This is a genomic window from Arthrobacter sp. MDT1-49-2 (genome assembly GCF_059090185.1).
This window is the reverse complement of record NZ_JBNHFK010000007.1, coordinates 25066-38821: the sequence shown is the minus strand read 5'-3', so window position 1 is coordinate 38821 and position 13756 is coordinate 25066. Positions and strand designations below refer to the sequence as shown.

General features: G+C 59.9%; 5 protein-coding genes. All 5 read right to left on the bottom strand.

Annotation, left to right across the window (positions count from 1 at the left end):
• Positions 1–217: 217 nt before the first annotated feature.
• The 5 genes from AC5RTS_RS10815 to AC5RTS_RS10795 all read right to left on the bottom strand — a co-directional run bounded on the left by AC5RTS_RS10815 (position 218) and on the right by AC5RTS_RS10795 (position 13755).
• Positions 218–4003, bottom strand: a complete 3786-nt coding sequence (locus AC5RTS_RS10815) for a CDP-glycerol glycerophosphotransferase family protein (protein WP_493992043.1) — start codon at positions 4001–4003, stop codon at positions 218–220.
• A gap of 67 nt (positions 4004–4070) precedes the next feature.
• The gene (locus AC5RTS_RS10810) at positions 4071–4784 is read right to left on the bottom strand and encodes a phosphocholine cytidylyltransferase family protein (RefSeq protein WP_493992042.1); all 714 of its coding nucleotides are present in this window, start codon (positions 4782–4784) and stop codon (positions 4071–4073) included.
• 139 nt (positions 4785–4923) lie between these two features.
• Complete coding sequence (locus AC5RTS_RS10805) at positions 4924–7782, bottom strand: CDP-glycerol glycerophosphotransferase family protein (protein WP_493992041.1); 2859 nt, start codon at positions 7780–7782, stop codon at positions 4924–4926.
• A gap of 110 nt (positions 7783–7892) precedes the next feature.
• Positions 7893–10646: a bifunctional glycosyltransferase/CDP-glycerol:glycerophosphate glycerophosphotransferase gene (locus AC5RTS_RS10800; RefSeq protein ID WP_493992040.1), complete on the bottom strand. Its 2754-nt coding sequence runs from the start codon at positions 10644–10646 to the stop codon at positions 7893–7895.
• Entirely contained in the window at positions 10639–13755 is a 3117-nt protein-coding gene (locus AC5RTS_RS10795) for a bifunctional glycosyltransferase/CDP-glycerol:glycerophosphate glycerophosphotransferase (RefSeq protein ID WP_493992039.1), read from the bottom strand. Before AC5RTS_RS10795 ends, AC5RTS_RS10800 begins: the two co-directional genes overlap by 8 nt.
• Position 13756 lies beyond the last annotated feature (1 nt).

The window sequence follows — 13756 nt, the reverse complement described above, 5'->3', positions numbered from 1 at the left end:
GCCTCTGGTAATACTGACCTGTGGTGCCTATTTTTGTGTACAGAGAAGTGCAGCGGCAACACCTCTTCCAGCAATGGACGCCTAGGTAGCGTTGCTAGAGCGCCGGACCAGCCCCACGCGGTCACTGCCTATAGGCATAGGGGCACACAAAACAGCAGTGTCGTGCAAGCCCGTCACCATCTATGTGGCTCCCATGCGGAGCGCCGCTGACTTCTATTTATCTAGTAACGTGGATAAATGCTTCCCGGGTCTTTACCCAGTAAGACTCCGCATCAAACATCACGGCGTTCCTTCTGCGACCCGCCAAGACATCAACGATTCCCATTGATAGCCCCTCGACAGAGTTGTCGACCAAGCATTCGACATTTTCCGACAATACCTGGCGCGAACCAGGTATGTCTGTCGCGACGATCGGCGTTCCGAGAATCATCGACTCAAGCAACACCATCGGCTGACCTTCATGATTGGAGGAAAGGGCAAAACAGTCGGCCGCTCGAAGCGCTGGGAAAGGATTAGCCCGATGCCCCGCGAAAAACACCTGTTCTGCTAGTTCGAGTCGACTGACCAAATCCTCCAGATCTTGCCGCATAGGACCTTCCCCAAGAAGGATGAGGTTTGCTTTATAGCCTTTGTCCCTCATATCAGCCATTGCGCGAACTAGCTTAGCCTGGTCCTTTTCGAGGGACAGTCGCCCCATTGCGAGCACAGTCGGCACCTCCGCGGCGAACCACGGAGCAAGGTCATCATCCAACGGCTCTAGGGCCCTCTCCCTCACTCCGGCAGGATCGATCTGATTCATGACCGCCACGAACTTACTCGAGCCGCCGGCTGTTAGACGGAGCATGCTTTTCCGGTTCACCTCCGAAAGTGCGGGAGAGACAGACGCAAGAACATCGAAATGATCATAGAGATCAAAGACAGTTCGAAGATATGGGAACTTCATCTTCCACTCTGCTTCCATATCACTGTGTAGATAGATGATCTTTTTGGCATTTACCGAACCGGCTGCGAGAACGGAAGTCCAATACCTAGAATAACCCTCAAACTCAACTATGACATCGAACTCGGTGTCGCCGAATAAGCGGCGGTATTCGCGCCGAAAGGCTCCCATATATAGGTCGCGCTGCTCATCGGAAGGAAGAACATGCCATCGATTAAGATAATCAATCAACCATTTTTCTTCAATATTCACTACCTGGCGACCCGCGTCACCTAATACTTTTACGAATGATGGGAGGCCCTTTAATACGTTAGCGCGTCCTTCTTCCTTCTCCACTGCCCCCGCTGGAACCACTACCGTTACGTCGCAGCGCTCCGGATCGAGGGACTTAAGCAGGTTGGTCAGTGAAGACGAGATTCCATTCGGGAGCATGCTGTGATGAAAGAGGTACTTCCTCTTCTCCGGGGACGACAGTTGAATATTGTATTCGTTGTCTTCCTCTAGGAAGAAAGCAGCGACCCGTTTTGCGGCCTTGCCATCTTCCCGAGCGCAGAACCGGTTCACGAGTTCTACCGGAGCTATGAACTCGGCCGGCGTTGAAAGCGCATCGCTAACGGAGGCCACCAAATCACCGGATGAATGCACCTCGGTTAGTCCAAGCTGGGTCGGTGTGAAGTACAAACCTCGTTCTGCAATGTACTCATCGAGATCGTATGTATAACAAATGACCGGGCGCCCAATGGCAAAGAAATCGAACATGATGCTTGAGTAGTCGGTAATTAGAACATCAACTACCGCAAGAAGCTCATTGACGTTAATCTCGTCACTGACCATATGAACTGGCAGATCGGCAGGCAGAAGCGACACCGATAAATGATGGCCCTGGAAAAGTACAAGACAGTCGAGCTCGGCCAGTGCCCGGAGATCGGTACTGAGACGATCAGTGTCGAAGTGCTGGCTGGCTGTTCCGCCTCGCCAAGTCGGGGCATAAAGAACGATTCGTCGGGGATCGTCGGCCCCTATACCTAGCGCGCGGAGAATTTCTGCCCTTCTCGGGCCATCCATATTCACTGTGAGGTCAGTTCGTGGGTATCCCGTGTACCCCACCTTGGCAGTCGCGAGGCTCAGCACGTCGGAGCGTTCCAAGAGGACATTCGTCGTGTGTTCGTTGGGCGTGAGGATATGTGTAGCTTGGAGCAGATTTCGAGATACGTTGCGATGCTCCAGGATCCCCGTACCGACGTCTTTCCCCAGGGTTTTCATCGGGGTGCCATGCCAAGTATTGAGATACCGCTGCTCCGGCCGGCGAACAAAGAACGGCGGGAACGTCACGTTGTTTACCAGATATTTAGCCGTAGCAAGATACCGGCGGTTTAGGTGCGTACCCCGAGGAGCGAAAATGACGTTGTCCATGTTGCGCATCCAACGCGGGATGTGCACATCCCGCGATACTGACCATACATGGGTATAGTTCCTATATTTCGGATCGGACAACAACTCGATGAATAGCGCGTAAGGATTACAAGTTATCTGCTTTCCGAAAAAACTTTCATATAGAATGACGTCTTCGCGTACGGGCAAGTTCTCCATCATCTCTGCGTACTCGAAGAGTGCTTGAAGGTTTGCATCCTTCTTATACTTGGCGCTATCGATTCCACGGGGCGCCGTCGATATTCTGGTCATCCGTAGGGTGTCGGACGCGGCCGCGATATCGCCCATTCTGGCATATGCCTGTCCGAGCCTCAAAAATATAGCTTGGTTGAAGGAGTGGCTTCGGTCCGCTGCCACTTTTAGGCAATCGGCAGCGTCTTGCCAAAGCTCGCGTCGCTCAAATCGGCCAGCAACTGTAAGAATGAAATTTGCGTCGCCTGAGCGTAGCGCAAGCGCCTTCGAATTTCGTAGGAGTGCCAGTCCGTAATCCGGTCGCTGACTAACCACTGTCTCCCCCACTTTTGGAGACGCTTCTGGGGAAACGGCGGGCGTGTTCAGGGAGGCCGAATACGCCGAGACAGCTTTTTCGTGATCGCCTTGCGCCTCACGCACAACGCCAAGCCGGAACGACCAGTATCTTGCGACCGAGTCCCCTGTCGGAAGAAGGTCGATTCCGTAAGAGTAACAATCCTCTGCAGCTGCGAAGTCTGCCATCCGCTCATACGCGTATCCGAGCCGGAAATGATACCGCGGCTCGGACGGATTCAGTAAGGTCGCCTGGCCGTATCGATATACGGCTTCCTTCCAGAAGTAGCTGCGTTCCAAAGCGCGACCTGCACGGAACTGCAATTCGGCCGTAAGCGGCCGCTTATCGCTATCTTTTTCGAACTGTGCTGCGGCTTCGTGCCACATTCCCCTGCGTTCATAGAAAACGCCAACGCCCAGCTCCTTGCTTTGGAACTTTGCATCTGCCTCGCGAGTACGGAGGAAGATCGCCTCAGCCCGTTCTGGAAACCCGGCTTTCTTCCAGCAGTGGCCTTCTCGGAAGAGGTTCTCCGGCCGCCCAGGACGAAGCCTGTTCGCTTGTTCGAACGCGACCGCGGCGTCCTGAAAGCGATTCATCTCTTCGAGCGTATCTCCAAGACGCAGAAACCAATCCGGAGACTTTCTGAAGTTAGGCGCAGACGCTTGGAGGACTTCCAGCTCTCGCCAACGCTCGCCTTTTCTGCGCAGCAACTTAGCCCGCTCATCGTCGGACTGCGCTTTCGACATTCGGACGTTGCTTTGGCAACGTTCGAGACGTCGAGCCCAGACAGCGTTTTCAGGCTCTAGGGCCACCGCAGCCCGATAGTGATGCAGCGCGCCGTCATTGTTACCTTGCTTTTCCAAAACGGTACCCAGTCGGTATCGCCACGCAGCTCGATCCGGCTGAAGCTCAATTGCGTCCTCGAGCAACTGTTGCACATCGTTGATGTCACCAGCATGAAATCCCAAATTCGCGAGGCGATAAAGCGCTTCGGCCCGCTGAGCACCGGCACCTTTGGTTGATCGCGTATATAGACTGCTTGCGAGACCTGTCTGGCCTATTTTCTCAGCCAGCCGGCCAGCGTTTATTAGTGTTTTAGGTTTCATGTGTGCTCAGTCGGTGACGACCGCGTCCCTTTCTAAAGCTGCTGGAATTCGTTTACCCGAAGGTGGCTCAGTTTAACCGGCCCTCCGTTGCCAGGCAGTCGTTCGCCCTAACGAGGTCCTCGGCAAAATCCACCTCCACTGCGTAATAGTGGCTGATACCAACGGGAAGATAATTCACGCCGTCCTGCTGAATTGTCTTGACGATGCCGCCCTCGAAGTACTCCTGGTCCTCAACGTCGTCCAGCCTCTGAATCAGATGCTTCTTGTCTGAAGATGAGATGTAATTGATGCCGACTGCCTCACCGAGCGCATTGACCACACTCTTGGACAGTTCCCGGATATACCCGTCGTCATCGACCGTGTATTTGACTTCCTCGTCGGACACAACAGAGGTATCCACAGCAACAAATGAACGATCCTCGTGGACGTGGGACGCGATATGGATCAGGAGCTCCGGGTCAAACACCACGTCTCCGTTCATCCACAAAACTCCGCCTTCGGCAGAGTTTCGCAGCGCCTTCAGGAGGCTTTTGGATGTGTTCGTCTGATCGAATGCCTCGTTGTAAACGAAGGACGCATCCGGAACGTGTTCCAAGATTTGCTCAAGCTTGTACCCGACGACGATGGTAAGCCGAAGCTCATCCCCGAATGCTGCGCGCAGGTTCTCTACCTGTTGCGTCATGATGGTCCGCCCGTCGTCCAGCTGGGTCAGCGACTTGGGATGCGGGCGCGCGAGCCTGGTGCCCATTCCGGCGGCGAGTATTACAGCTTGAACGGTCATTGCATGTCCTGTCGATCAGAGAGGCGTGTCGGGGGAAATACCCAACAAGTACTCGCAGCTCCCCTGCTGCACGCCGCCAATCGTCAGATGTAACGCGTTCCCCGGGAACAGAATACGCACAATATGAATAAAGGGTGAACTATTGAGGCAGGCCGTGTCCCTCCGTCTTGCCCCACACAGCATCCACCACCCTATTAGCCGCAGCGCCATCGTCAGCCCCGAGATACCTGAGCGTGAACTTTCGGTGGCGGCTAAGGTAAGGCTCCGCGGCTGCTTCCGCAGCCCTAATTGCAGCGACGAGCTCCTCCGTGGTTTCTACCATCGGTCCGGGCGCCTCAGCCTCCAGATCAAAGTAGAAACCTCGCTCGGAATCGCGGTATCGCACCAGGTCAGGGGTCAGGAAATACACCGGTTTGCCGGTCACACAGAAATCGAACATGGCCGATGAGTAATCGGTGACCAGCAGATCGGCCGCCAGGTACAGGTCATTGATTTCCGGATGAGCAGTGACGTCTACATAGAAATCCTGCTCGGTGGTCTTTCGCTTGCCGGCAATTTTGTGGTGACCGCGGTAGAGCATGACATAGTCCTCGCCCAAGCCTACGGCCGCGGCTTCAAAATCCAGGTAGGGATTGGCCGCGTCTCTGTTATCCCTCCACGTAGGGACATACAGCAATGCTTTCTGACCGCTTTCGATGCCCAGCCTGCGCCGGGCCTCGGCACGCCGGGCAGGCGCCGTGTCAGCAGCCAGGGCATCGTTGCGCGGATAGCCGAAGACGGCGGGTTCTCCGCGGTATCCGAAAGCAGCCGCCAGGGTATCGGCCGCAAACTTATTCTGCGCCAGCAACATGTCCCAGGCTGCTGCCTCACGCGAGATCAGCGCCCGGTAGGAGGCGGTTGTGCCAGCTATCGGTGTGTCGGCTCCTACGCGTTTGAGCGGGGTACCGTGCCAGGTCTGCAGGTAGAACTGTCCCGGCCGCTTGCGGAAGTAATGCGGGAAGTTGTTGTTGTTGACTAAATAGCCGGCGGTTGCGAGGAGCTTGAACCACTGCGGGCTCTCCCTTAGCACGGGTGTACAGCCCGGCGGCACCGGCACCGAGAAATCGGCAATCGTCCAGTACCGCTGAAGTCCGGGGATCCGCTCGCCGAGGACATCGCTGATCGCCCGCCCGCTGTCGGATGGTGACTTCCCGTCGAAGGATTCGAACAGGATGATCCCGCTGTCCACGGGATCGGCGGTTTGGGCATAGTCCGCGATCGCCTGGCTGCGGCGCAGCGCCGTGCGGTCGTCGGGGGTTCGAGGTGCCGCTACCCGCAGGACCAGGTCCTGTTCATTGCCCTCGCCTACGAGCTCCAGGTGCATCAGATCATGTCCCAGATGCAGGGGCATGGACGTGAGGAGGTCACCGAGCCCCGGCACTCGGGCGACACCGCCTCCGAGTTCCTCAGGAATGTGATGAACAACGCGGTAGTGGCCGGGTTCCAACGCAGACCGCCCGTAACCCCACTTGTCCTGCGACAATGGAAACTCCGCCTGGAACCGGCCGGCACTATCCAGCCAACTGGCAGATGAGGCGCGCACCTCGTTGCGGGCAGTCAACAGCATCAATGTCGGTACGGCCGCGCCTTCGGGTCTGCCGCATCCACGGGAGTGTCCCTCCAGGATGAGTGTGTCTGCGTCGTCGAGCATTCGCACGCTGCTCAGTGTCAATCGTTCCGGGCGAAGGGAGACCTGCAGGTAACCGTAGCCGGTGCACTCCATGCGCAGCGCTGCCGAGGAGGCCAAGACTGCGGACAAATCTGCTCCCGAGCCTTTCCAGCCCACCGGTTCTGTTCGGCCATTGGGTAGGAGTGCCTGAATCGTCCAGCGCTTCTCCCGGTTGGCAGGAACTTCGGCGTCCGGCATGCGGAGGGTGAACGTCGGATCGTCGGCTTCCTGCCGAAATTCCTGTGTGTCCTCCCCGTCCGCCTGGAGATAAAGTGCCGACGGCACGACGTCGCCCTGCCCGCCGAAGCCGACGGTTACGATGTTGCCTTCCACGTGAACTGTGGAAGCGGCGCACGAATAACGGATTGTTTTGAGCCGCAGACCCTTGTCGGCATCCATCAGTCCGATCACCCGGGTGCGGCTATTCGCCGGAGCCCCTACCGGAAGGCGCCTCGGGACCAGATCCTGGTTCCGGACCCGGATCCTATTCGAAGCAGTGAAATCCCCGGAGAGCAGGGTGACGTGAAAGAACCATTCCGAGGACCGGCCGGACTCCTGCACGCCCGGCAGGGCAGGCGTATCAACCTCAACGGTAAACGCTGCGCCGGCATAGGACCGGAAGCGGTCCGCTGCGGCGGCATCGATCCGCTGGTCTTTCCCCCTTGTGACTGCGAGCGCCACGGCCGTGGCTGATCCTTGCTGCCTGAGTTCCACCTGCAGCTCACATTCCGCCGGGTTGATCCCAGGCAGATAGGCCCACGCTCCTATGGTCAGCGTCCCGTGCTCTGTCCACTCGAAGCGGGTGAGTTGCGCCCTCACGGGCAGATCAACGGCCCCCAGGCTAAGGAGCCGGGAATCAATCCGTTCCGAAAGCAACGCAAGGTACCCCGGTGCGGCCGCCAGGCTGCCGGCCGCCTGCGGATCCGATGTGGCTTCGGTGCGATAACTCCTGCCGTTGTCCTGTAAGTCCGCCAGCACCAGCAGGAGGTCACCGCGCCGTCCGTCGGCAGTCAACGAGAGCAGTACCCGTTGGTGGACGCCCAGCGACCTCAACACCTCAGAACCTTCCACCCGTTGAATCACGGCCGCGATGAACTTCTGAAGGAGCGCAAAATGCTCCTCTCCGCTGTGCTGGAGATACTCCACGTGGGGTTGCAAGTCCTTGAGCCGCTCGACAACCCATTGCCGGGCCTGGGCTGTCGCAGTCTCCGCATTCACGGTGCCCGCAACTGCCGCAGCTTCCTGCAACCAGGATGCCAGCGCAGCGGTATCGGGACCCGTCTCAGGCACTGGCGGCAGTTCAGGCACAGCCCAGGCTGACGGTGAGGGGACCTCCGCCGTCTGCCGAGGCATCCAGTCCGCTACAACTTTCACGCCTTGTTTGAGCCATCGTGTGCCCCTCATACGGCGCGCCCATAAGTCTGCGGCAGTTCTTCTACGGAAAGCTGCCGGTTCCAAGGGCGTCCAAGATTCTCGACGGCTGCGGTAACCCTGGCGCAGGACCCCGAATCCCAGAAGGGGAATGTTTCCCGTACCCGGTCCTCGTACAGTTTCTCGCGCTTAAGTCCCCTTTCAACTACGCGTTCGAGTTCGGCCAGTGCCCCGGGTGCGTCCTGTACAACGGGGCCGAAGCCGTGCCGGGCGTAATCGAAGTACCCCTTGCGGTAAACGTGCTTACCGCGGAAAATCTCGTCTCCGTCGAACTGCATGTAGATGAGGTTGCTGCCGGTGTAAGCAGCGTCAAAGGCGATTGAGGAATGGTCTGTAATCATGGTGTGCGCCTTGACGAGTTCGGCCTGCACACTGACATCGCGGTACCGGACCGGTTGTACGTATTCCGGCAGGTCCAGATGGGGAACCACGAATTCGAACTCAGGATGCGGCATAAATACAACGTCCACACCCTGGTTTGCACTGAGTTCCTTCAGTTCCGGTGAACGCAGCAACGCCATCCAGGCCGCTCCGAAATCGGTGGCTTCGAAGGCAGCGGCGGCTTCCTCAGGAGTCGGACAGACTTCGATGACCTTCTTTACGTACTGGCGCCAGGTTGGCGCAACCAGCACGTTGCGGCGTTCAGTTACAGGGCTTTTAAGCGCGGCCTTCCGCAGTGCATCGTAGCGTGGCAGGCCGGTGAGCTTGGCCTGGTGGCTTGACAGACGGTACACGCTGTTGTTGCCGGCAATCGAGTCATGTTCGCCCCGGGTGGTGGTCACCATGATGGAGATATTCTTCCCGTTGATCCACCGGGACATGTCATCCTTAATGACGCCGTGCTGAAGATAAACGAACTTCGCGTTGCCGTCACCAAACCGCTTCCGTGGCACGGGATACTCCACGTACCAGTTGGCGTGGGACGACAATTTGTAGGCGGCATTCAGGTACAGCAGGACGAGCTCATCTGAGCCGTACGGGACCAAACGGAATCCGTCGGCTTCCAACCGTGCCCAGTCCGGGCAGTCTCTTTTGATAACGAAGAAAGCGTTGATCTCCGGACGGTGCTTTCTCAGGTACCTGTAGAGGTGCTCAGCATTATCATCGGCCCGGTCAGTCCGGTCCATGAGCAGCCAGGCGTCCTGGTACAGCGTGCGGGCCTTTTCACTGTGTGCCCTGCGGATCAGTGCTGCATCCGCTACAGCCCGCCGTTTCGCTTTGATACCTTCAACCTGTCGCCGGACAAGCCGGCCGGCGGTCTCGGCCGCAGTCCGCGGACGGGAACGGCCGGTGAGGACCCGCCGGACCGTGAGGCTGGTTCGTGCTTTGGCCAGCTTCCTGCCCACGCGCCCGGTCCCAATCGAAGACGTGCCGGTGCGGGCTCCCGCGGCTGACGCCACACGAAGGTAGGGGGTGGGGTTGGGTTTGCGTCCAGGCTGCAGCGGCACGCCGCGGTCGGTCGTCACATGTCCCGGTGATCCATCGAGCGCAATCCGGGTATCTTCGCCCATCGGGAGCACCAGGATCCGTTCCCGCAGGAGCACCCGTCCAAGCACCCGGTGTTCCACCACCTTCGCTGACACCGGCACCACCGGAAGAGCATCTACCATGAACTCCTCCTCGGGTAAGGCGCCCTGGAAGAGGTAGTGGTATGTGGTGACCTGCTGATCAGGGTCCGTGGGTCCCTGCAGAATCGGATGCTCGGCAAACCGCAGCCCCTTGTAATAGGAACGCAGAATGTTGTGGAACAGCCACCCCTGACTCACCACACTGAAGGTATCTATGACCTCTAGGTCTATCAGCGCGATGATTCTCTCCAGCAGGCGGTGCATGCTTTCCTGCTGATCAGGTGTGGCGGACCCGGTATCACTGTGCATCCGCTTGTCATCTATGTAGAACCACACCAGGTCGTAAAGCACCATGTACTGTGCCCAGTGCGGCACCCGGCCCCGGCTGCGTTGTGTGGCCTCCAACATTCCCAACCATCCGTGTTCGGGGAGGTCGCGGTAAGCGCGGGGATCACCCCATGTGCCTTGCACCAGGGATGCTCCGCTGTTGCGCTGACGGCGGTAGTAGTAGCTGGCCGATGCAACCAGCCCGACGACGGGGCGTTCGGCTGCGGCCAGATACCGTCCGATCAGGTGTGCGTCCTCGAATTTCGGCCGGATCCGTTCATCAAAGCGAAGGTTGTTTGCCTCGAGGACCTCGCGTCGAAGGAAAGTCGTGGGGCCGTGCATATGGATGTACTCCGGGTTGAGGTCCAAATCCACCAGCTGGTCCCCGAGACGGAATTTTCGGTTGAGCAGGTGCCCCTGAGACGTCTTGAGCGAAAGGTCGTTAAACTGCACCAGCCGTCCGGCCAGCATTTGTGCGGACTGCTGTGTGTCTCGTGCGATGAAGGCCGCAATCCGCTCAAAATACTCTGGATGGAACGCGTCGTCGGGATCGCAGAAGGTTACCCACGTGTTCTTCACCAGACCCAGGGCGACGTTGCGGGCGGACCCCGGCCCGCCGTTGGCTTTGCGGACCAGACGGACGTTTTCCCGGTTTTCGGCCCACCGAGTCACCAGAGCGGCCGACTCATCCGTGGAACCGTCATCCACGACAACAATGTCCAGGTCATGTACGGGATAGGTCTGGATTTCCAGCGACTTGAGAAACGTCGGTACGTACTCTGCGACGTTATAAAGCGCTACTACGAGGGAAAATTGGCCCTTAGCCACGGCGGTCTCCTGTTGCATTCTTTGGGCGGGCAGGGGCAGCCGTCAGCAGGGCTTCCGCTGCCACCGCAGCGGCTAAGCCCATACTGATGGACGCGAAACTCATGTCCAACGTCGAGGCGTGCGACATGGAGGCATACTGGGGTGGCTGCAGCGCCATGACCAACTCATCCGTCGTGGATACTACCGGTAGCCGGCCCAAGTCAGCGGCAGGATCCAGGTACAACCCTCGGGTCCGGCGGTACTCGTCCAGGTCAGGCACCAGCAGGTAGGTCGGGCGGTTGAGCACCGCATAGTCGAACAGCGCGGATGAATAGTCGGTGACAAGGGCATCCGAAGCGAGGTACAGGTCGTTGAGCTCGGGATACTCCGTAACATCAATGGCCGCGGGGAACGGATCAATATTCCGCTGGCCGGCCACATTATGGTGCCCGCGAATCAGGAAGCGGTAGTCCGGTCCCAGCAGGCGGCTGGCTTCCTCAACGTCCAAAAAACCTGCCCAGTCGGACCTGCCCGCCCCGTCACGGATGGCGTCCCGCCAGGTGGGGGCGTACAGCAGCACCTTATGGTGGGGCGCGAGTCCCAGCAGTGCCCGTACCCGGAGGCGGGTCTCTGCGGCATCCGGGGCGACAAGGGCGTCGTTCCGAGGATATCCCGCCGTCAGTACCTCACCCGTATAATCGAGTGCCTTCGGGAGGACACCCCCCGCGAACTCGTTCTGTGCCAGCAGCAGGTCCCACCATTGGGACTCACGTGCCATCAGGTCCCGGTAGGACAGGGAAAGCAGGTGCTGCGGAATGTCCAGGCCGATCTTCTTCAGCGGTGTCCCGTGCCAGGTCTGCAGGTAGAACTGTCCCGGCGCCTTGCGGAAGTACCAAGGAAAATTGTTGTTGTTCACCAGTATCCGGGTGGACGCCAGCGTCTCATACCATTCGGCGGTGCCCTGCAGCAGCGGCACCGCGTACTCCGGCACCGGAACGGACCGGTCTGCGACGGACCAGTACAGCGGCTCGTCGAAAGCTCGCCCGGCCAGGTAATCGGAAATGGCCCGCGGACTGTCCGTGCAGTTCTTGCCGCCGAAGCTCTCAAAGAAGATACCGGGCCGTATGTGGCGCACAGCCGCCGGACGAAAGCTTTCCCGCCGCAGACGGTACTGGTGGAAGGTACCGGTTTCGTCTTCGGCCAGCGGGGCGCCAATGCTCACGGCCATCGCACCGGAGGCGGTCCTGAGGCCCCGGACGCGTGCTCCGGGAAGCAGTTCCGATCGGAAGCTTCTGGCGGTGCTTTCATCCACGCCCACGGCCGGATCGGCCGGGCCGGCCGCTCCCCCGGTGCGGTTCAGGCGCAGCGTGTAGGAGCCCGACGGCGGTGCCGGCAGTTCGGTCCCCCAGCGGCGGGTGGCCAGTGGTACCCGGAGCTGCAGCGTCCCGTCGTGTCCGTCCAGAACTTCGGCTGGAAGGGTGAACCGCGCCGTCGCCAGGGCGTAGGAGGCATCCGCCGGCGCCCCCTCGACTATGAACAGAAGTTCGTCCACACCATCGCGGGTCAACACAGATAGCGCGGTCACCGCGGGTCCGGAACCGGGTTGCCGTTTCACGGCCGGGCGCGGAACGGGAACCGAGCGTTCCACCCGGAAACCGGCTGCCTCGGCAGCTACGGTCAGTTCCGAAGCCGGGGCGTTCAGCTCCACGGTGAACGCGGATGCAGCATAGCTGCAGTTCCGGTCCCCGGAGAACAGATCGATGTCAGGATCGCTCCGGCGCGTGAATGACAGGACCTCGGCCTCCGCGCCGGTGACGCACAGGTCCAGGGAGTTGGTCCGCAGATCGACGTTGCGCAGGTAGGCGTGCCCGCTGACCGAGACCCGTCCCGATACTGCTTGCACGGGTTCGTCAAGCGCTACCACCAGATCGAGCAGGCTGGGCTGCACCTCCAGCAGTTCCCGGTCTATCGGTGTGGAAATCGCGTCCAATAGCGGCGGCTCCGCGAAGATCCGGCCGTTGGCGAACGTCAGCGGGCTGGCTGTGCCGTTGTTGATCCGGTCCACCACGGCGCGCCGAATGTCCTCCCGGTGGCCGTTCGCGGCCAGAAGGAGCAGTATTCGTGCCTGCGGATCGATCCGGTCCAGATACTTCTCTCCGGCGCAGTAGAAGTCCCGGACACCGTGGTGCAGTAGCTGCCAAAACTCATCGGAGGCATCCGGCACCTGCTCAATGTACGGGACCATGTCGCTGCCCAGGAGTCGCCGGTACCAGCGCTCCTGCACCGCAGCTGACCCCTCGGCGCGGAACAGGGCGGTGACGTCCCGTGCCACGGCGAGCCGGTCCTGCAGGTCTTCCAGCAGGTGTTTGGCCTGCGTGATGGAGGACCCGTCCTCACGGATCCGCCACCAGTAGACCACGGGGCTCAGGATGTCGAAGCTTCGGGCGCGGAGGTAGGCGCGGCTGGTGGTCTCCTGGTCCTCGTAGCGTATGCCTTCGGGGATGGGCCCTACGCAGCGGTTCCAGAAGTCGCGGAGAAATACCTTGTTCCACAGGAACACATCATCAATTGCCTCGGGGCAGTCGTCCAGCCGGATACCGGTGAGCTGCTGCGAATGGATCCGCTCGGCCAGCCGCACCGGAGTGCGTTTATTGCCGCGGATCCGCCCGTAGGATCCCACGCAGAAGTCCGAACCGCTGCCGGCGAGGTGCGCGACCATGGTGGCGTAGGCATCGGAGGGTACAACGTCGTCGGCGTCCGCAAACGTGAGGAACCGGCCGCTGGCGGCACGGATACCCATGTTGCGTGCGCGCCCGTTACCGCCGTGCGGCAGTTTCACCAGCGTGATCCGGCGGTCATGCCGCGCGTAGCCGGCGGCAATTGCCGCGGTACCGTCCGTGGACCCGTCATCCACCAGGATGATCTCCAGGTCCCGGTAGCTTTGCGTCACGAGGCTGGCCAGGCACCGGTCCAGGTATCGGGCAACGTTGTACATGGGGACAACAACGCTCAGCAGCCCGTGCCCCGCCGCGCGGTTGCCCGGGGCGGCCAGACGGCGGAGCCGCGCGCGCAGTGCAGGGTGCAGCTTGCCTGCCAAACCGCTCAGGGGACGGGTGGATGCGTTCGGCATA

What these genes read in the sequence shown, in the direction of transcription:
- AC5RTS_RS10815 (WP_493992043.1), bottom strand. Translation starts at nt 4,003, where the DNA reads ATGAAACCTAAAACACTAATAAACGCTGGCCGGCTGGCTGAGAAAATA.
- AC5RTS_RS10810 (WP_493992042.1), bottom strand. Translation starts at nt 4,784, where the DNA reads ATGACCGTTCAAGCTGTAATACTCGCCGCCGGAATGGGCACCAGGCTC.
- AC5RTS_RS10795 (WP_493992039.1), bottom strand. Translation starts at nt 13,755, where the DNA reads ATGCCGAACGCATCCACCCGTCCCCTGAGCGGTTTGGCAGGCAAGCTG.